Source organism: Neorhizobium vignae (genome assembly GCF_000732195.1).
Taxonomy (GTDB): domain Bacteria; phylum Pseudomonadota; class Alphaproteobacteria; order Rhizobiales; family Rhizobiaceae; genus Neorhizobium; species Neorhizobium vignae.
Genome location: NZ_JNNU01000014.1, coordinates 50547 through 66216, shown reverse-complemented (window position 1 = coordinate 66216; position 15670 = coordinate 50547). Strand labels below are relative to the sequence as shown.

Annotated in this window: 12 protein-coding genes and 1 tRNA gene; 6 read left to right on the top strand and 7 right to left on the bottom strand. The window is 62.0% G+C overall.

Annotation, left to right across the window (positions count from 1 at the left end; all coding sequences use genetic code 11):
* The first annotated feature begins 72 nt into the window (after positions 1-72).
* The gene (locus GQ59_RS30715) at positions 73-1905 is read left to right on the top strand and encodes a sensor histidine kinase (RefSeq protein WP_162183313.1); all 1833 of its coding nucleotides are present in this window, start codon (positions 73-75) and stop codon (positions 1903-1905) included.
* Between the two features lie 6 nt (positions 1906-1911).
* Here the strand turns inward: GQ59_RS30715 and GQ59_RS22480 are convergent, their stop codons facing one another.
* The 3 genes from GQ59_RS22480 to GQ59_RS22470 all read right to left on the bottom strand — a co-directional run bounded on the left by GQ59_RS22480 (position 1912) and on the right by GQ59_RS22470 (position 3873).
* Positions 1912-2688, bottom strand: coding sequence for a molybdopterin-binding protein (locus GQ59_RS22480; protein WP_037085303.1), 777 nt, complete (start codon positions 2686-2688; stop codon positions 1912-1914).
* Positions 2685-3527 carry a cytochrome b/b6 domain-containing protein gene (locus GQ59_RS22475; protein ID WP_037085300.1) on the bottom strand — a complete coding sequence of 281 codons (843 nt, stop codon included), beginning with the start codon at positions 3525-3527 and terminating at the stop codon, positions 2685-2687. The genes GQ59_RS22480 and GQ59_RS22475 overlap by 4 nt, the downstream gene beginning before the upstream one ends.
* 82 nt (positions 3528-3609) lie before the next feature.
* A complete protein-coding gene (locus GQ59_RS22470; protein ID WP_037085298.1) occupies positions 3610-3873 on the bottom strand; it encodes a pentapeptide MXKDX repeat protein in 264 nt (87 codons plus the stop codon).
* A 186-nt stretch (positions 3874-4059) separates the two neighbouring features.
* Between GQ59_RS22470 and GQ59_RS22465 the strand changes: the two genes are divergently transcribed.
* On the top strand, positions 4060-4608 hold the full coding sequence (locus tag GQ59_RS22465; RefSeq protein WP_037085294.1) for a sigma-70 family RNA polymerase sigma factor: 549 nt from the start codon (positions 4060-4062) through the stop codon (positions 4606-4608).
* Entirely contained in the window at positions 4605-5249 is a 645-nt protein-coding gene (locus GQ59_RS22460) for an NrsF family protein (RefSeq protein WP_037085292.1), read from the top strand. Before GQ59_RS22465 ends, GQ59_RS22460 begins: the two co-directional genes overlap by 4 nt.
* A gap of 166 nt (positions 5250-5415) precedes the next feature.
* Here the strand turns inward: GQ59_RS22460 and GQ59_RS22455 are convergent.
* Together GQ59_RS22455 and GQ59_RS22450 are read right to left on the bottom strand one after the other, a co-directional pair.
* Positions 5416-5492, bottom strand: a tRNA-His gene (locus GQ59_RS22455).
* Between the two features lie 125 nt (positions 5493-5617).
* Positions 5618-6064 (bottom strand): phasin, encoded by a 447-nt coding sequence (locus tag GQ59_RS22450; protein ID WP_037085289.1) that lies wholly within the window; start codon positions 6062-6064, stop codon positions 5618-5620.
* Positions 6065-6302: 238 nt separating this feature from the next.
* Here GQ59_RS22450 and GQ59_RS22445 point away from each other — a divergent pair, with 238 nt between their 5' ends.
* A complete protein-coding gene (locus GQ59_RS22445) occupies positions 6303-10214 on the top strand; it encodes a PAS domain-containing sensor histidine kinase (protein WP_037085288.1) in 3912 nt (1303 codons plus the stop codon).
* Positions 10215-10560: 346 nt separating this feature from the next.
* Here the strand turns inward: GQ59_RS22445 and GQ59_RS22440 are convergent, their stop codons facing one another.
* On the bottom strand, positions 10561-12513 hold the full coding sequence (locus GQ59_RS22440; protein WP_037085286.1) for an acetoacetate--CoA ligase: 1953 nt from the start codon (positions 12511-12513) through the stop codon (positions 10561-10563).
* Positions 12514-12635: 122 nt separating this feature from the next.
* Here GQ59_RS22440 and GQ59_RS22435 point away from each other — a divergent pair, with 122 nt between their 5' ends.
* Together GQ59_RS22435 and GQ59_RS22430 are read left to right on the top strand one after the other, a co-directional pair.
* Positions 12636-14570: an AsmA family protein gene (locus tag GQ59_RS22435; protein ID WP_162183312.1), complete on the top strand. Its 1935-nt coding sequence runs from the start codon at positions 12636-12638 to the stop codon at positions 14568-14570.
* Between the two features lie 28 nt (positions 14571-14598).
* Positions 14599-14847 (top strand): hypothetical protein, encoded by a 249-nt coding sequence (locus GQ59_RS22430; protein ID WP_051904140.1) that lies wholly within the window; start codon positions 14599-14601, stop codon positions 14845-14847.
* A gap of 3 nt (positions 14848-14850) precedes the next feature.
* Here GQ59_RS22430 and GQ59_RS22425 read toward each other — a convergent pair whose 3' ends face one another.
* Positions 14851-15669, bottom strand: coding sequence for an ABC transporter permease (locus tag GQ59_RS22425; protein WP_037085283.1), 819 nt, complete (start codon positions 15667-15669; stop codon positions 14851-14853).
* Between the last annotated feature and the right edge of the window lies 1 nt (position 15670).

Sequence of the window (15670 nt, the reverse complement as noted above, 5' to 3'; positions counted from 1 at the left end):
CATGCGTCTGCAACCCGCATATTTCCGTCTCTTCGGGCCATTTATCGCCATCGCAGGCGGCTTGCCATCTTCGTGGTACCCTGGGTCGTGGGACTTGGCCTCGGCGTTCCATTGCTGTGGTATCAAATCGGCGCGAACGCGCGGGAACCGCAGATCCGCAACAGGGAGGAGACCCTGTCGCAAGGCTACGACATTCTTAGTCGGTCTCTAGACCGGCTTGGCCGCGATGCCCTGTTTCTCGCCGACCTGCAATCGCGCTTCGGCGAAACGACGACTCGGTTTGCTCCGTTGAGCGCCGAAATCTTCCAGAGTTTCGCCGCCAGTTCGCCGGACTACGATCAGGTCCGATGGCTGGATAATGACGGCAATGAGCGGCTGCGCGTCAACCGCCGCGGCGGCGCAGAACCGGTGGTCGTCAGCAGGGAGCAGTTGCAGAACAAGGCGGACCGGCCCTATTTTCGCGATACGGTTCAGCTGCCGCTGAACGGCCTATATTTCTCTGCCCTCGATCTGAATATCGAAAACGGCGTGGTCGAAGTCCCCCATCTGCCGACATTGCGCGTTGCAAGCCCTGTCTTCCGCAACGGGATCAAGCAGGGCATCATCGTCATCAACTATCGCGCCACGCGATTGCTCGAACGCCTGAAGCGCCTCGACAGGAGTGTGGATCTCCATCTGATGAACCAGGCTGGATACTGGGTCCAAGGTCCAAATGCGGCCGCGAACTGGGGCTGGCAGCTCGGGACCTCGACGCCCGGCGCGGCTGAGGCGGAGATGTTGCGGGCGATAAACAAGGGAGACCGAGGGCTTTTCAGCAGCAGGGACGGAGATTGGAACTACCGCCGCTTCCAACCCGGTGCGGGCTTGCTTGCAACGGGCGAAGTGGTGGAAAGACGCGCCGCGGATGCCGACCTCTATCTGCTGGCCCGTGACTCTGCGGGCGCGATCAACGACCAGGAAACGAGGGGGAAACTCATTCTCGGCGCGGTCGCCGCAATCCTCGCCATGGTGGCATTTGCGGTAACCGGCCGCTTGGCCAATGGCATGGAGGCCGAGGCGGAATGGGCGCGGCAGATGGGGGACACGAACAAGACGCTGCGCGAGACCAATGAAAAACTGAACGTGACGCAGCGGGAACTTGCGCGGGCCGAACGGTTGTCGTCGCTGGGCCTGATGGTTGCCGGCGTCGCCCACGAGATGAATACCCCGCTTGGAAGTGCTGCACTCGTGCTCAGCAAGGCCGCCAAGGACCTCAGGCTTTTCAAGGAACGGATTGCAACCGGGCTGCGCCGCTCGGATCTCGACCTCTATATTGCAGACAGCGATACCGCCCTCGATCTGATGCGCGACGCCATCCACCGGTGCACTGCGCTGGTTCAACGTTTCAAACAGGTTGCGGTCGACCGCGCGACGCTGGAGCGACGGGATATCGATCTCGCCGCATTCATTCCCGATGCCGATCCGCGCCTGCGCAAATGGGACGCCAGCGCCGGCATCAGCCTGACGCTGGACGTGCCTGATGATCTGGTGATCACCACCTATCCGGGACCGTTTGCCCAGGTCTTGTCGAACCTCCTCAACAATTCGCTGCTGCATGCCTTCGATGCAGGCAAACCCGGCATGATCGGCATCGATGTCCGCAGACTGGCAGATCAGGTCGTGATCGAATTCACCGACGATGGTCGCGGGATAAACGAGACGGACATCCAGAAGATATTCGAACCCTTCTTTTCCACGGCCCGTCACAGTGGCGGCACCGGCCTCGGGCTGCATATCGTCCACCAGATCGTCACCGAAGTTCTCGGCGGATCGATCGCCGTCGAGAGCCCGCCCGTGGGCGAGGCCCGCGGGACCCGCTTCATCATCCGGATTCCGAGAATTGCTCCGGCACAGCCGGGAACCTAAATCTCTTCAGATCCCGGCATACCATTCGTAACCGCGATCCTCCCAGAAACCGCCGTTGCCGCCATAAAGGCGGCCGAGATCGGCCACCGCCTCGATGCGGGTCAGATATTTCGCCTGCTTGTAGCCGAGCTGGCGCTCGACACGCAGCCGCAGTGGAGCGCCATGCGCGACTTCGAGGTCCCGGCCGTTCATCGTGTGGGCGAGAATGGTCTGCGGATGGAAGGCATCCACCAGGTCGATACTCTCGTAATACCAGCCGCTGCCGTCGAGCGACTTCTCGTATTCGTCGGCACAATGGAAAACGATGTAGCGAGCTTCCGGTTTCAGGCCGACCGTCTTGAGCAGAGCGCCGAGCGGCACGCCGGTCCATTTGCCGATGGCGCTCCAGCCTTCGACGCAGTCGTGCCGGGTGATCTGTGTACGGGCCGGCAGCGCTTTCAGGTCGGCGAGCGACAGCTGCATCGGCCTTTCGACCAGGCCGCCGATTTCGAGCTTCCACGTCGAGAACTGCCGGTTCATCCAGTCGAGATATTGAGGATTGTCCGGCATGCTGGTGCCGTTGGCGCGAAAGACCGGGGAGAGATCCGCCTCGGTGAACTCGCGCGCCAGCGCGTTGTCGCCGAGCAGGAAGCGCTGGGTTTTCATCGAAAGCCCCTCGGCGATCTTGAGGACCGATTTCGTGCGGTCGCTTTCGACGAGTGCGTCGCAACCGCTCAAACCGAGCGCCGAGGCCGTCATGGTCGCGCCGATCAGGAAGCGGCGGCGGGTGAGGATGCGGCTCATTTTTTGTCCTCCTGTTCGATGGCGTAGTAGCCGGTGATCATCGAACGCAGATTGTTGAAGACGCCTGACAGGATCACCATCGCGACGTGGACCACGACGAAGGCCGTGAGGGAAAATGCCGTCAGGAAATGGATGGTGCGGGCGGATTGCCGGCCGCCGAAAACATCGAGCAGCCAGGGTGCCACGGCATTGAAGCCAGGCGACATGGTGAGCCCCGTCAGGACCATCAGCGGCAGGAGCAGGAAGATGACCGCGACGTAAGTGAGCTTCTGCAGCGTGTTGTAGTGCCGCGCCTCCGGCCCTTTCGGAAACCGCAGCCGGGCATGATTGACGATCTCATGGCGGATATGGGCGGGCGTCAGCTCATTCCGGGCCGGCAGAAGATCGCGGCGGAAATGGCGGCTCAACAATCCATAGGCGAGATAGATGAACCCGTTGATGACGAACAGCCACGCAAAGAAGAAATGCCATCGCCGGCCGCTTGCGAGGTCCTGATAGCTCGGGATCGTCAGCCAGTCGGGGAACCCTCGTGCGGCCGCCTCGCCGTCCACTTCGGAGAGGCCGAGAAACCCGGTCGTGTTGAAGGTCAGCGAACCGACACGAGTGAGGCCCTTGGCCTTATCGCCATCTTGAACCGCCTCCATGGAAATGAAGGAGGGATCGTTATCGGCACCGTACTGGCCCCAATAGAGAGACGGGTGCGCATTGAATATCTGCAGGCCGCTGAACAGCAGCACGGTCATGCAGAGCACGTTCACCCAATGCGACAGACGCACCAGCAAGCTGTGGCGGTAGATGACCGTCCGGCCGGTCGCAGCACCGGCATCGATCGTGGCCATGGTGTTTCCTCCGAATGCGGGAAGCGGGCTCCAGCAGATAGACGCGACCGCCGGACAGAAAGTTTCAGCGGTCGCGGTCAGATCATTTCATCGCGTCGCAGGCCTTCATCATGTCGGACTTCTTCATCGCGTCCTTTTCCATGCCGGCCATGTGCATGCAGTCGGTCTTGGTGCTGCCGGTCGCCATCTGGTCCTTCTTCATAGCATCCGGTTTCATGGCGTCGGTCTTCATGGAGTCCTTCTTCATCGCGTCAGAGTTCATGCTGCTCTGGGCGTTCGCCCCCCCGGCAAGCGAGAGGCCGACAACGAAGGTGCAGGCTGCGAGGCTGGAAAGAAGCTTGGTCATGGGTTGTCCTCCTGGGATCAATCGATGTGTCCGCCGGCTGCCTGCCGAGGGCTCACAACCATCAATTCGACCCGCGCAGAAAGTCGTTACAGCTTCACGGTTATGTGATAGGCCCGAAGCGTTCGGAATATTTTCCATTCCGCCTGTAACCGTTTACGTGCTTTTCCGAATGAACATTGAAACAGCATGACAAGCGCCCATTCGGAAGAAGCCTTGAAGGCCCTGATGCTTCTGTCCCTTGATGGGGACGAGGCAGCCTATCGGCGTTTACTCAATGCGGTGCGCGTCCTGCTTGTCGGATATTACAGCCGCCGAATGGCTGCTGCCACGAAAGCGGACATGGAGGACCTCGTCCAGGAGACATTGCTGGCGCTGCATTCGCGCCGGGAAACCTATGATCGCGAGCGGCCGTTCACGGCATGGTTCTTCTCGATCGCCCGCTACAAGCTGATCGACCACCATCGCGGCCGGGGCAGCAGGATGATGGCGGAAACGGAGCTCGGCGAGGATTTCGAGAGCGACTTCAATGAGGAAGGCCTGACGGCGCGGATGGATGTCGAGCGGCTTCTGGAAGGCCTGCCGGCGAAACAGCGGGAATTGATCCGCCAGGTAAAGCTCGAGGGCCAATCCGTGGCGGACACGGCAAGCCGGACCGGCCAATCGGAATCGGCCGTCAAGGTCGGCATTCATAGAGGGCTCAAAGCACTGGCGGAGAAATTGCGAGGCGGAAAGTGAGAAAGACGGACGACATCATCGACAGCCTGGTGGGCGATCTGAAGCCGGTACCGCGGCATGCGCTGGGGAAGCGGTTCGCGATCGGCATCCTGCCGGCGCTCGCCGTGTCGCTGGTGCTGATGCTCGCCGTCCTCGGCCCGCGCATCGACATGGCCGAAGCGCTGATGCTGCCGGTGTTCTGGATCAAGTCCGCCTACAATGCCCTGCTGGCGATTGCCGCCCTCCTCACCGCCTATCATCTGGCGCGCCCCGACGGTTCCAGAGGGCGGTTCTTCCAGGTCGCGGCGGCGATCGTTGCGACGATGGCTGTGATCGCGATGATCCAGCTGATGGTGTCGCCGGTTGAAACCTATCGCAAGCTGATCATCGGATCGTCGGCGCTGCATTGCCCGCTCTTGATCTTCCTCTTCGCACTGCCGGTATTTGCGGGAAACGTCTGGGTGCTTCGCAGCGGGGCGCCGACGGCGCTGAGGCTTACCGGCTTCATCGCCGGCATCGCGGCAGGTGCTGCCGGCGCCTGGGTCTATTCCTGGTTCTGCACCGAAAACGGCATGCCTTTCGTGCTCATCTGGTATTCGCTCGGCATCCTGCTGGTAGGTATTCTCGGCTCGCTTCTGGGACCCCGGCTGCTGCGCTGGTGAGTCAGCGGGACGATGCCTCAGCTCGATAATTTTATCGGGCAACCGATCCGTGCGCGGCACTCCAAGGTGCGGAATTCAGCGGCAGAGATGGTCGGATCCACGAGACACGAGTGGCTAAACACTCGCAGTGCCATTCGTCCCGACAAAACTCTTGATTTAGAAGAAATGGTACGGTTGGGGGGTCTCGAACCTCCGACCTCAGGTGCCACAAACCTGCGCTCTAACCAACTGAGCTACAACCGCACAAGCGCCCTTGGGCGCCGTTGGGGGGTCACATACGGCGATCGGACTTTTTTTGCAAGTCCTTTCCCGCAAATAGAAGAGGCCGGAGCATGCTCCGGCCTTCTCCTTCAAATCAAGCTTAGGAATTAGGCAGCCTTGAAGGTCGTCATGGCCTTTTCAGCGGCTTCCTTGCCGGGCTTCGTCACGTCTTCGACGATCTTGCGGGCGGTGTCCTGCATGGACTTGGCCTGCTCAACCGTGATTTCAGCCTGCTTACGGATGAAGCCGGTCTGCAGTTCGATCAGTTCGGCAAAGGACTTCACGCCGAGCAGCTTTTCCATGTGGGCCAGCGAGATCTCTGCATTGGTGCGCAGAGCGTCGATCGCCTTGAGGCCGAGCTCGACAGAGCCGGACTGAGCCGATTGCATTGTGGATTCCACCGTTTTGGTGGCTTCCTCGGTAGCAGCTTTCATCTTAGCATAGGCTTCGCGAGACTGGGTGGCACCCTTTTCGGCGAAGTCGCGGAAGCCTTCGGTCATCTTGGACGGATCGAAAGCGGAGAAGGAAAAGATATCGTCGTTCTTATAAGCCATCGTTTTGGGTCCTCGTTGGCGATTTCTTCGGCAGAACCGAAGATGTCATGCCTCTTATATAGACCATGTCGTTGTGCATTGCAACATCATTGTGCGGTGCACAATAAAAATGAATTCTGGAATTAACCCTATCGGAGGTTTGGACAGCGCCGCTCTCGACCCGAAGCCAGGGGAAGGTTATTAACAATCCGTTAAACTACGTAGAAATCCGGTCACAAACGCCCTGTAGGTTTTGCCTATGTCCGCAGTCCAATACCCGTTCATCGACATTGCCGTGCACGAGCGCGTCCGCGATCGTTTTGCGGCGGGCGAAGCGATCGTGCTGTTTTCTCCGGACATGAAAAACCCGCTCTGGGCGAACGGGCGTGGTGCCGATCTTTTCGGTTTCGGCTCAATCTATGATTTCCTCGACCAGGGTCCCAATCGCGTCGATATCGTCTTCCGCCAGATCGAAGCGACCGCGCGCCAGCTTGGCGCCGTCGGCGACATCCGAAACCTGACGATCCGCGTCGCCTCCGGTTTCCAGCGCGTTCCCGTGCAGGCAGTCTGCGAGCTTGTCCAGGTTCAGGGCGCAGCGGCCGTGCTGTTCAGTGCGCCGGTGGAACGGGGCAGGCTCTCGCCGTCCGCCTCCGCAGCCCGGATGATCGAAGGCTTCGACGACCCCGATACGCATATGGCGGTGATCGACGAAAACGGTGAGGTGCTTGCCGCTTCGGCCGAGTTCGCGGGGCTCGGCATTTCCGCGCAGACGGCCAAGATGATGGCGACCATGGCGGGCGCCGATCCGAGCCGCCTCGTCAAACGGCCGATCCCGACCTCCAAGGGCTACCTGCCGGCCGCGATCGGCAAGCTCTCCAATGAGCCGTCCCTGCATCTCCTGTTCACGGTCGAGACGGAACAGGGCCGCGCCACCGTAGCTAACGACTATGAGGCCCCGACGCTCGCCGAAGACGATCCGGCGAGTGCCGAGATCGGCGAGGAAATTACGGAATCCGCTGAGAGCGACGACACGGGGGATTTCACGGTAATGGCCGAGCCGGTCGACGATTTTGCCGAGGTGATCGCCGCCGTCTCCGAAATCGAGGATACGGAAGAACCGGAAGAAGAAATTTCGCTTGAAGCCGGCGAGGATGTCGCGCCGGTTCAGTCGGCTGCTCTCGAGGAACCGGCGGAAGAGGTCGCGTCTGAAAAGGCCGTGCCGGCCGCGGACGTCGAGACCCTTTCCTCCGATGACGCGATCGAGACGACCGACGAGCTGGTTTCCCAGACCGCGATAGAAGAACCATCGGCTGCCCAGCTGGAGACCCTGGAGGCGGCGCCTTCGATCGAGCCCGCAGCCGCAGAAACTGCCGCACCGGAGCCGGCTGGTTTCGTCTTTCGCGGCGACGGGCGCGCGACCCGCTTTGTCTGGAAGATCGATGCGGAAGGCCGGTTCAGGGAAGTTTCGAGCGAATTTGCCGATGCCGTCGGCCCACACGCCGCCGATATCAACGGCATGGCCTTTACAGATCTCGCCGCCCTCTTCCATCTCGACCCGGAGGGCAAGATCACCGAACTGCTCCAAAAGCGCGATACCTGGTCCGGCAAGACGATCTGGTGGCCGATCGAGGGCACGTCGCTGATGGTGCCGGTCGATCTCGCCGCGCTGCCGACCTATACCCGCACCCGCGAGTTCGACGGTTTTCGCGGCTTCGGCATCGTGCGCATCGGCGACGCAGCCGAGGATCCGAATGCCGTCGGCCTGACCCTGACCCGGGCGGTGCCGGAGGATGTGGCCGAGCCGGAAGCTGAGACTGTTTCCGGAACCTACGAGATGCCCGCCGATGCACCGGAATTGGCAGCAGAAGACGGTCTGTCCGTTGGGCAGGGCGAAGCCGAGGATGAGCCCACCACAATCGTCGAGAGCGAAGAGCCCGCCGCCGAGACCGGCTCGGCCGAGGATGCCATCGCCGGAAGTTCCACATATGACGAACCGGCTGCCGAGGCTTCAGTGACCGAAGAGCCGGAAGTCGCTGAAGACGCCGAGCAGCCGGCTGCCGCCGAAGACATATCCGCCGATGCGGCGCCATCCGAAGACCTGCTGTCGGAGCCCGCGCCAGAGGATGCGCCGCAGCCATCAAAGTCGGGGCGGCAGATCCCTTCGCTGCTCGACTGGCCGGCCGGCGAACGCCCGGCGCTGCGGATCGTCGAAAACGCCGGCCGCCGCCATTCCGACAAGGTCATCCAGCTCGAGGAGCGCCGATCCAATCGCCGCGACGGGCTGACCCCCGTCGAACAGGCGGCTTTCCGCGAAATCGCCCGCCAGCTCGACAATTTCGTCGGTCGTCGCAACGAGGAAAAGACGCCGGAGGCCCCGACCGAAGCGGAGGTACCCGTTATCGAACAGAACGAGCCGAACGCGATAGAGCCGGTTCAGCTCGAGCATGAGACGGCGCACGAGGAACCTGTCGCCCCCGTTTCCGAAGAGATTTCCGAGGAAGAGGCGGTCGCCTTCGCCGAAGACGCGAACCGGGCTTTTGCCGATGGACCGATCGAGTCCGACGAAGACACGGAAACCGCGGTGGAGGCTCCGGCCGACCCGCATCCGGAACTTTCCGACCGCGAATTGTTGAGCCAGATGATACCGGTTCGCGAGCGTATCGGCCTTTCCTCGGAGATCGTCGATCAGATGCCGGTGGCGCTTCTCGTCCACAGCGGCGACATCCTGATCCATGGCAATCCCGAATTCCTGCGGTTGACCGGCTATGCCTCGATCGACGATCTCGCGGAAGTCGGCGGTCTCGATGCGCTGCTGCAGCGCCAGGATCTCGAAGGCAAGACAACGGAAGCTGGCGGCATGGTCGTGGTGCGTGCCGACGATGTGCTGGTGCCGGTGACGGCGCGCCTGCAGTCGGTCCGCTGGGACAGTTCGACCGTTCTCATGCTGGCGCTGATGCCGGTCGTGGCCGAGACCCAGGGGTCAACCGAGAATGGCGAAGCGGCGGCGGTCATTCCGTTGCGCGCGCCCCGCGCCGCCGACCAGCTCGCCAAGCTTCAGGTCGAGGTAACCGAACTGCGCGCGATCCTCGAAACGGCCACCGACGGCGTGGTGATCATCGGCGCGGATGGCGACATCCGCTCCCTGAACCGGGCGGCGAGCGCGCTCTTCAACTACGACAATGAAGAGATCAACGGCAAACCTTTCGTCACCCTGTTCGCCCATGAGAGCCAGCGGGCGATCCTCGATTATCTCGCCGGGCTTGCGGGCCATGGCGTGGCGAGCGTTCTCAACGACGGCCGCGAAGTCATCGGCCGCGAGGCTTCCGGCGGCTTTCTGCCGCTGTTCATGACGATCGGCAAATTGACCTCCTCGAACGGTTATTGCGCGGTCATCCGCGACATCACCCAGTGGAAGCGCACCGAGGACGAGCTGCGCACCGCCAAGCGTGCTGCCGAGACGGCAAATGCCCACAAGAGCGAGTTCCTCGCCCATGTGAGCCACGAAATCCGCACACCGCTCAACGCGATCATCGGCTTTGCCGACATGATGGCAAGCGAACGTTTCGGCCAGATCGGCCACGCGCGTTATGTGGAATATGCCAACGACATCAGCCGCTCCGGCCGGCATGTGCTCGATATCGTCAACGACCTTCTCGATATTTCCAAGATCGAAGCCGGCGAGATGGAGCTTGATTTCGTCGCGGTCGGCCTGAACGAGGCGGTCTCGGAAGCCGTCTCGCTGGTGCAGCCTCAGGCAAACGGCCAGCGGGTGATCATCCGCACGGCCCTCTCGCATGCCGTGCCGCAGGTGGTCGCCGATCCGCGCTCGATCAAGCAGATCGTCCTGAACATCCTGTCGAATGCCATCCGCTTCACGCCCTCGGGCGGTCAGATCGTCGTATCCACCGCCTACGAGACCAATGGCAACGTGGTCCTTCGCGTCCGCGATACCGGCATCGGCATGACCCGCTCGGAGCTGGAACTTGCCATGAAGCCCTTCCGCCAGGTTGAGAGCGCCTCCCGCAAGCGCGGCGACGGCACGGGCCTCGGTCTGCCGCTGACCAAGGCGATGGTCGATGCAAACCGCGCCGCCTTCGCGATCACGTCCGCACCGAACGAAGGTACGCTGGTGGAAATCACCTTCCCCTCGCCGCGGGTGCTGGCGAACTGATCCCGGAGATTGCGACCGGTTTTAGCATCCTCAGGGTTTTGCCGCGACCGTGGCCGACAGTGCTCTTGACTGCATTGACATCAAGCCAACCTTAGGTTGTCATTGAATTCAAAAGAAAGGCAGCCGAAGCTGCCTTTGAAGTTTAATGCTGTCCAACGAGGGTCGGTGGAGACGTCATGTCTATGAAAGCTCGCGGCTAGGCGCAGTTCATACACGAGACGAAACCATGTTGCGCCACTTTTGATCAAAGCGGCTTAATGGGGCGTTAACAGCGCCCCATTTCCGGAATTTATGCCGAAGATGTGCCGTATCGATACATCCCGCCTCGTTGGGAATACCCGCCGCATCAGCTTTTCAACTCGACAAGGCCATCGAACAGATCGAGCGCTTCCGGATTGGCGAGCGCCTCCTTGTTCTTCACGGGCCGGCCATGCACGACGTCGCGAACCGCCAGTTCGACGATCTTGCCGGACTTGGTGCGCGGGATATCGGCGACCTGGATGACCTTTGCCGGTACATGACGGGGCGAAGCGCCGGTGCGGATGCGGGCCTTGATCGCCTTGATAAGATCGTCGGTCAGCGTCAGACCGCCGGCAAGGCGCACGAACAGGATGACGCGGACGTCGTCGTCCCAGTCCTGGCCAATGCAGATGGCTTCCGCGACCTCCTCCATCTGCTCCACCTGATTGTAAATCTCGGCGGTGCCGATCCGTACGCCGCCCGGATTGAGCGTGGCGTCGGAACGGCCATGGATGACGATGCCGTCATGCTCGGTCCATTCGGCGAAATCACCGTGGCACCAGACATTGTCGAAACGCTCGAAATAGGCAGCACGGTATTTCTGCCCCTCGGGGTCGTTCCAGAACATGATCGGCATGGCCGGAAATGCCTTCGAGCAGACGAGCTCGCCCTTTTCGCCGCGTACCGGCTTGCCGTCGTCGTTCCAGACATCGACGGCCAGGCCCAGGCCGGGCCCCTGGATCTCGCCGCGCCAGACCGCCTTGAGCGGATTGCCAAGCACGAAACAGGAAACGATGTCCGTACCGCCTGAGATCGAAGCCAGATGCACGTCGCTCTTGATGCCTTCATAGACGAAGGAGAAGCCCTCCGGAGACAGTGGCGAGCCGGTCGAGGTCATCAGCCGCAGCGCCGAGAGATCGTGGCTCTCCTTCGGCACGATGCCGCCCTTGCGGACTGCGTCGATGTATTTCGCCGAGGTGCCGAATACCGCGAACTGCTCGGCTTCAGCATAGTCGAAAAGGACGTTGCCGTCCGGCGCGAAGGGCGATCCGTCGAACAGGCAGAGCGTGGCGCCGACCGCGAGGCCCGAGATCAGCCAGTTCCACATCATCCAGCCGCAGGTGGTGAAATAGAACAGCTTTTCGCCGGGTTCGAGGCTGCAATGGAAGCGATGTTCCTTGAGGTGCTGCAGCAGCGTGCCGCCGGCCGAATGGACGATGCATTTCGGCACGCCGGTCGTGCCGGACGAGAAGAGAATGTAGAGCGGATGCGCGAACGGCAGAGGCTCGAACTCGACGGTCTTCGCCTCATAAGACGCCGTGAAATCGGCAAGGGTGCGGCCATCGGCAAGCGATGCGGCGAGCGCGGGAGCGTCCCCCGCATAGGGCACCACCAAAACCGGCGCCTTCAGGACCTCCGAGACCGTCTTCACCTTGGCGGAGACATCCTGGAGCTTTCCGTTGTACCAATAACCGTCGCAGGTGATGAACAGTTTCGGGCCGATCTGGCCGAAGCGATCGAGCACGCCCTGCTCGCCGAAATCGGGGGAGCAGGAGGACCAGATGGCGCCGATCGAGGCGGCGGCCAGCATGCAGGCGACTGTCTCCGGCATGTTCGGCATCATCGCGGCGACACGATCGCCCTTTTGGATACCGAGCGTTCGGAAGGCCTGCTGCAGGCGTGAGACCTCGGAGCGGAGCTTGTCCCAGGACCAGCGATAGTTCACCTTGTCCTCGCCGCGGAAGATCAGCGCGTCCCCGGCGCCCGTTTCCGCGAGCAGGTTTTCCGCGAAATTCAGCGTCGCATCGGGGAAAAAGCGGGCGGCGAGCATGTCTTCGCCGTTGATCAGCATGCGTTCGCCGCGCTCGCCCTTGACGCCACAGAAATCCCAGACCGCCGACCAGAATTCGGCTCGCTCGACGATCGACCATGCGTAGAACGCATCGTAGTCGGGAAAGCTTTTGCCAAAGCGCTCCGCGCACCAGCCGATGAAATGATAAAGCGGGGTTTTCTGCTGCGCTTCCTTCGAAGGACTCCACAGCGGCTGTTCGTTGCCCATTCCCATTCCTCCACCCCCGGGAGAACCCTGCCCGACATAGGGAAACCAGGGTCCCGTCCTCTCTCCATCCGCGCCCGAGGCTCAAGGCCGGACGTGTCGGCCTGTATAGCATGTTGCACCGCGTGATAAAGGGGACAGCCGAGGACGTTTCCGCGGATTTGCACGGGGCCTGCATTTCCTATATGCGCGTGGTGATCATGCTCACCAATCCGATCGGAAATCTGCGGAAGAACCTGGGCCGCCCGCTGGGCCGGCGGTCGCGGCGCGTTCTGATCGGTGCCATCGTCGCCCTGTGCCTGTTCGCGCTTTTCCAGGTTATCGCACCGTTCCTCGTTTCATCGGCCGTCGTGCGCGAAAGCATGGAGCGGGCGGTCGCCGAATGGACCGGCCATGACGTGGAGATCCAGGGAACCCCGGATATCCGCTTCTGGCCGGAGCCTCGGGTCACGCTCAAGGACATCACCATCCGCAAGCAGGCGGAAGACGGCGAGCGCGTGCTCGGCCGGGTCTCGCGGCTTTCGGCCTCCTTCGATCTCATGCCGGCCCTGGTCGGCCAACCCGAGTTCAAGGACTTTCGGCTCACGGATCCGGAAATCTACGTCATCAGGGAGGCCAACGGCAGGCTCGACTGGGCGAATGACGGGCTGCTCAGCCGTGCAGTGCGCGATGCACGGCCGGACGGGAGCGGCCAGGCGCTGACGGCGGATGACGATGCACGCATGGGCGATGTCCGCATCACCAACGGAACACTCGAAATCTCCGACGTCGCCAGCGGCCGCGTCACACGGTTTCAGTCGATCGACGGAACGCTGGACTGGCCCTGGCTTTCCCGCGGCCTGGAGCTGAAGGCGGATGCCGAGCTCAACGGCCGGGCGCTGACCCTGGACATAAGCTCGACCCAGCCCCTGCTGCTGCTCTCGGGCAAAAGCGGCGATATCTCGGGCACGACGGCATCCACCCTCTTTCGGGGCCAGTTCCGAGGCGTCGCCAACCTTGCGGCGCAGGCATTTCTATCTGGCGATGCCGAGCTGACGGTCCCCGACCTTGCGGCGGCGATGAGCTGGGCCGGCCTGAATTTTTCGGGCACGGAACGCGTGAAAAGCTTCTCTCTGACGACCCACCTCGTTACCAACGACAACGTCCTGCGCTTCGACAACCTCTCCCTCAGCCTGAACGACGCCAAGGCGACCGGCATACTCGATCTGCTGCTGCCCGCGGACAAGCCGCCGAGACTTACCGGCACGCTCGCCTTCGACCGGATGGATTTTTCCGCGGCGCTTGCTGCCATTGCGCCACGCACCATGGGGGATGCCAGCCAGGGCGACGGCCGGCTCGCCGATCTGGAACTCGACCTGAGGCTTTCCGCCCAGCAGGCGACGCTCGGACCTTTCCAGCTTTCGGAGGCCGCAGTGAGCGTAATGAATACCGGCGAGCAGTCCCGTATCGACATTGCCGACAGCGATTTCGAGACGGGCCGGCTGACCGGCAGGGTCGCCACGGTGAAAGGCGGCGTGGCCGGGGCGGTCGCCTTGCGCCTTGCTGTTCAGGACGCTGATTTCGGGAATATCGTCAGGAAACTCGGCTTGGCCGGGCCGCTTCCGGCGGCACGCGGATCGTTGGACCTGGCGCTCGACGTCGACCGGCCGCTGGAGCCGGAAGCGTGGCGCAACGCCAAGGGTACCTTACGCTTCCGTGCGGATCGCGGTTCGTTTTCAGGCGTCAATATTGCCGGCATCCGACAGCTCGCGGCGCAAAAACCCTATTTCCCGCTGAGCGATGCCGGCACCGGCAGCCTGGAATTCGACCATATCGACATATCGGCCAGTCTAGCGGACGGTTCTGCCGATATCCGCGAAGGGAAGATAACCGGCGCCGCGGAAACGCTGACGCTTTCGGGCGTCATTCCCTATATCAACAACAGCCTCGCGCTCTCGGCAATCGTCGAAACCATCCCGCAGGGTACCGATACCGAGCCGCTGATGGTCTTCATCGGCGGGTCATGGCCCAACCCGGTCATCTGGCCTGTTTCGCAAACTCCGGCAAAGCCCCTACAATGAGCCGAATCAACCGGATGGGGGTAATCTGGTGGCGCGGTTCCTGATCGATCTTTGCAAGGCGCTGCTCGCCTGTCTCATCATGGGCGCCGTCTTAAGCTTCTTCGGCATCACGATGCCGTCGCTGCTGGCGTTCCTGCATCTGACGCCGGACGACATCCGGATCGGGCTCGAGAACGCCTATGTCTGGTCGGTGCCGCGCATCGTGCTCGGCGCCGTCATCGTGCTGCCGGCCTGGCTGCTCATCTACATCTTCTTGCCGCCGCGTGGAGGCGCGTGAGCCTCAGGTCGTCCCACGGGCTGCGACGTGCTCGTCGCGGATACGCCGCATCTCGGCCTGCTTGGTGGTGATCGAGGTGATGATGACACCGATGGTGACAAGCCCGATCAGAATGGTGCAGATCGCGTTGATTTCCGGCGTGACGCCCAGGCGAACCTGGCTGTAGATCTTGATCGGCAACGTGGTAGCGCCGGGACCTGTGGTGAAGCTCGCAATCACCAGGTCGTCCAGCGACAGCGTGAACGCCAGCATCCAGCCGGCAATGACCGCCGGGAAAATCAGCGGCAGGGTGATCTTGAAGAAGGTCTTGACCGGTGGGCAGCCGAGATCGAGGGCCGCCTCCTCCAGGCTCCGGTCGAAGGTCAGCAGACGCGACTGCACGACGATCGCCACATAGCACATCGTGAAGGTCGTATGCGCGATGATGACCGTCCAGAAACCGCGATCGATGCCGACCGCGACGAACAACAGCAGCATCGACAGGCCGGTGATCACTTCCGGCATGACGAGCGGCGCATAGATCATCCCCGAAAACAGCATCCGGCCGGGAAAGCGTGCGAAGCGCACGAGGGAAAGGGCCGCAAGCGTGCCGAGCACCGTACCGATCGTGGCGCTGATGACGCCGACGCGTGCCGTTACCCACGCGGCGTCCATGAGACCCTGGTTCGACCACATGGTGCTATACCATTGCAGAGAAAAGCCGCCCCAGACCGTGACGAGCTTGGAGGCGTTGAATGAATAGACCACCAGGATGATGATCGGGATGTAGAGGAAGGCGAAACCGAGGGTGAGGACGGTGGCGTCGAGGCGGGATGATTTCATC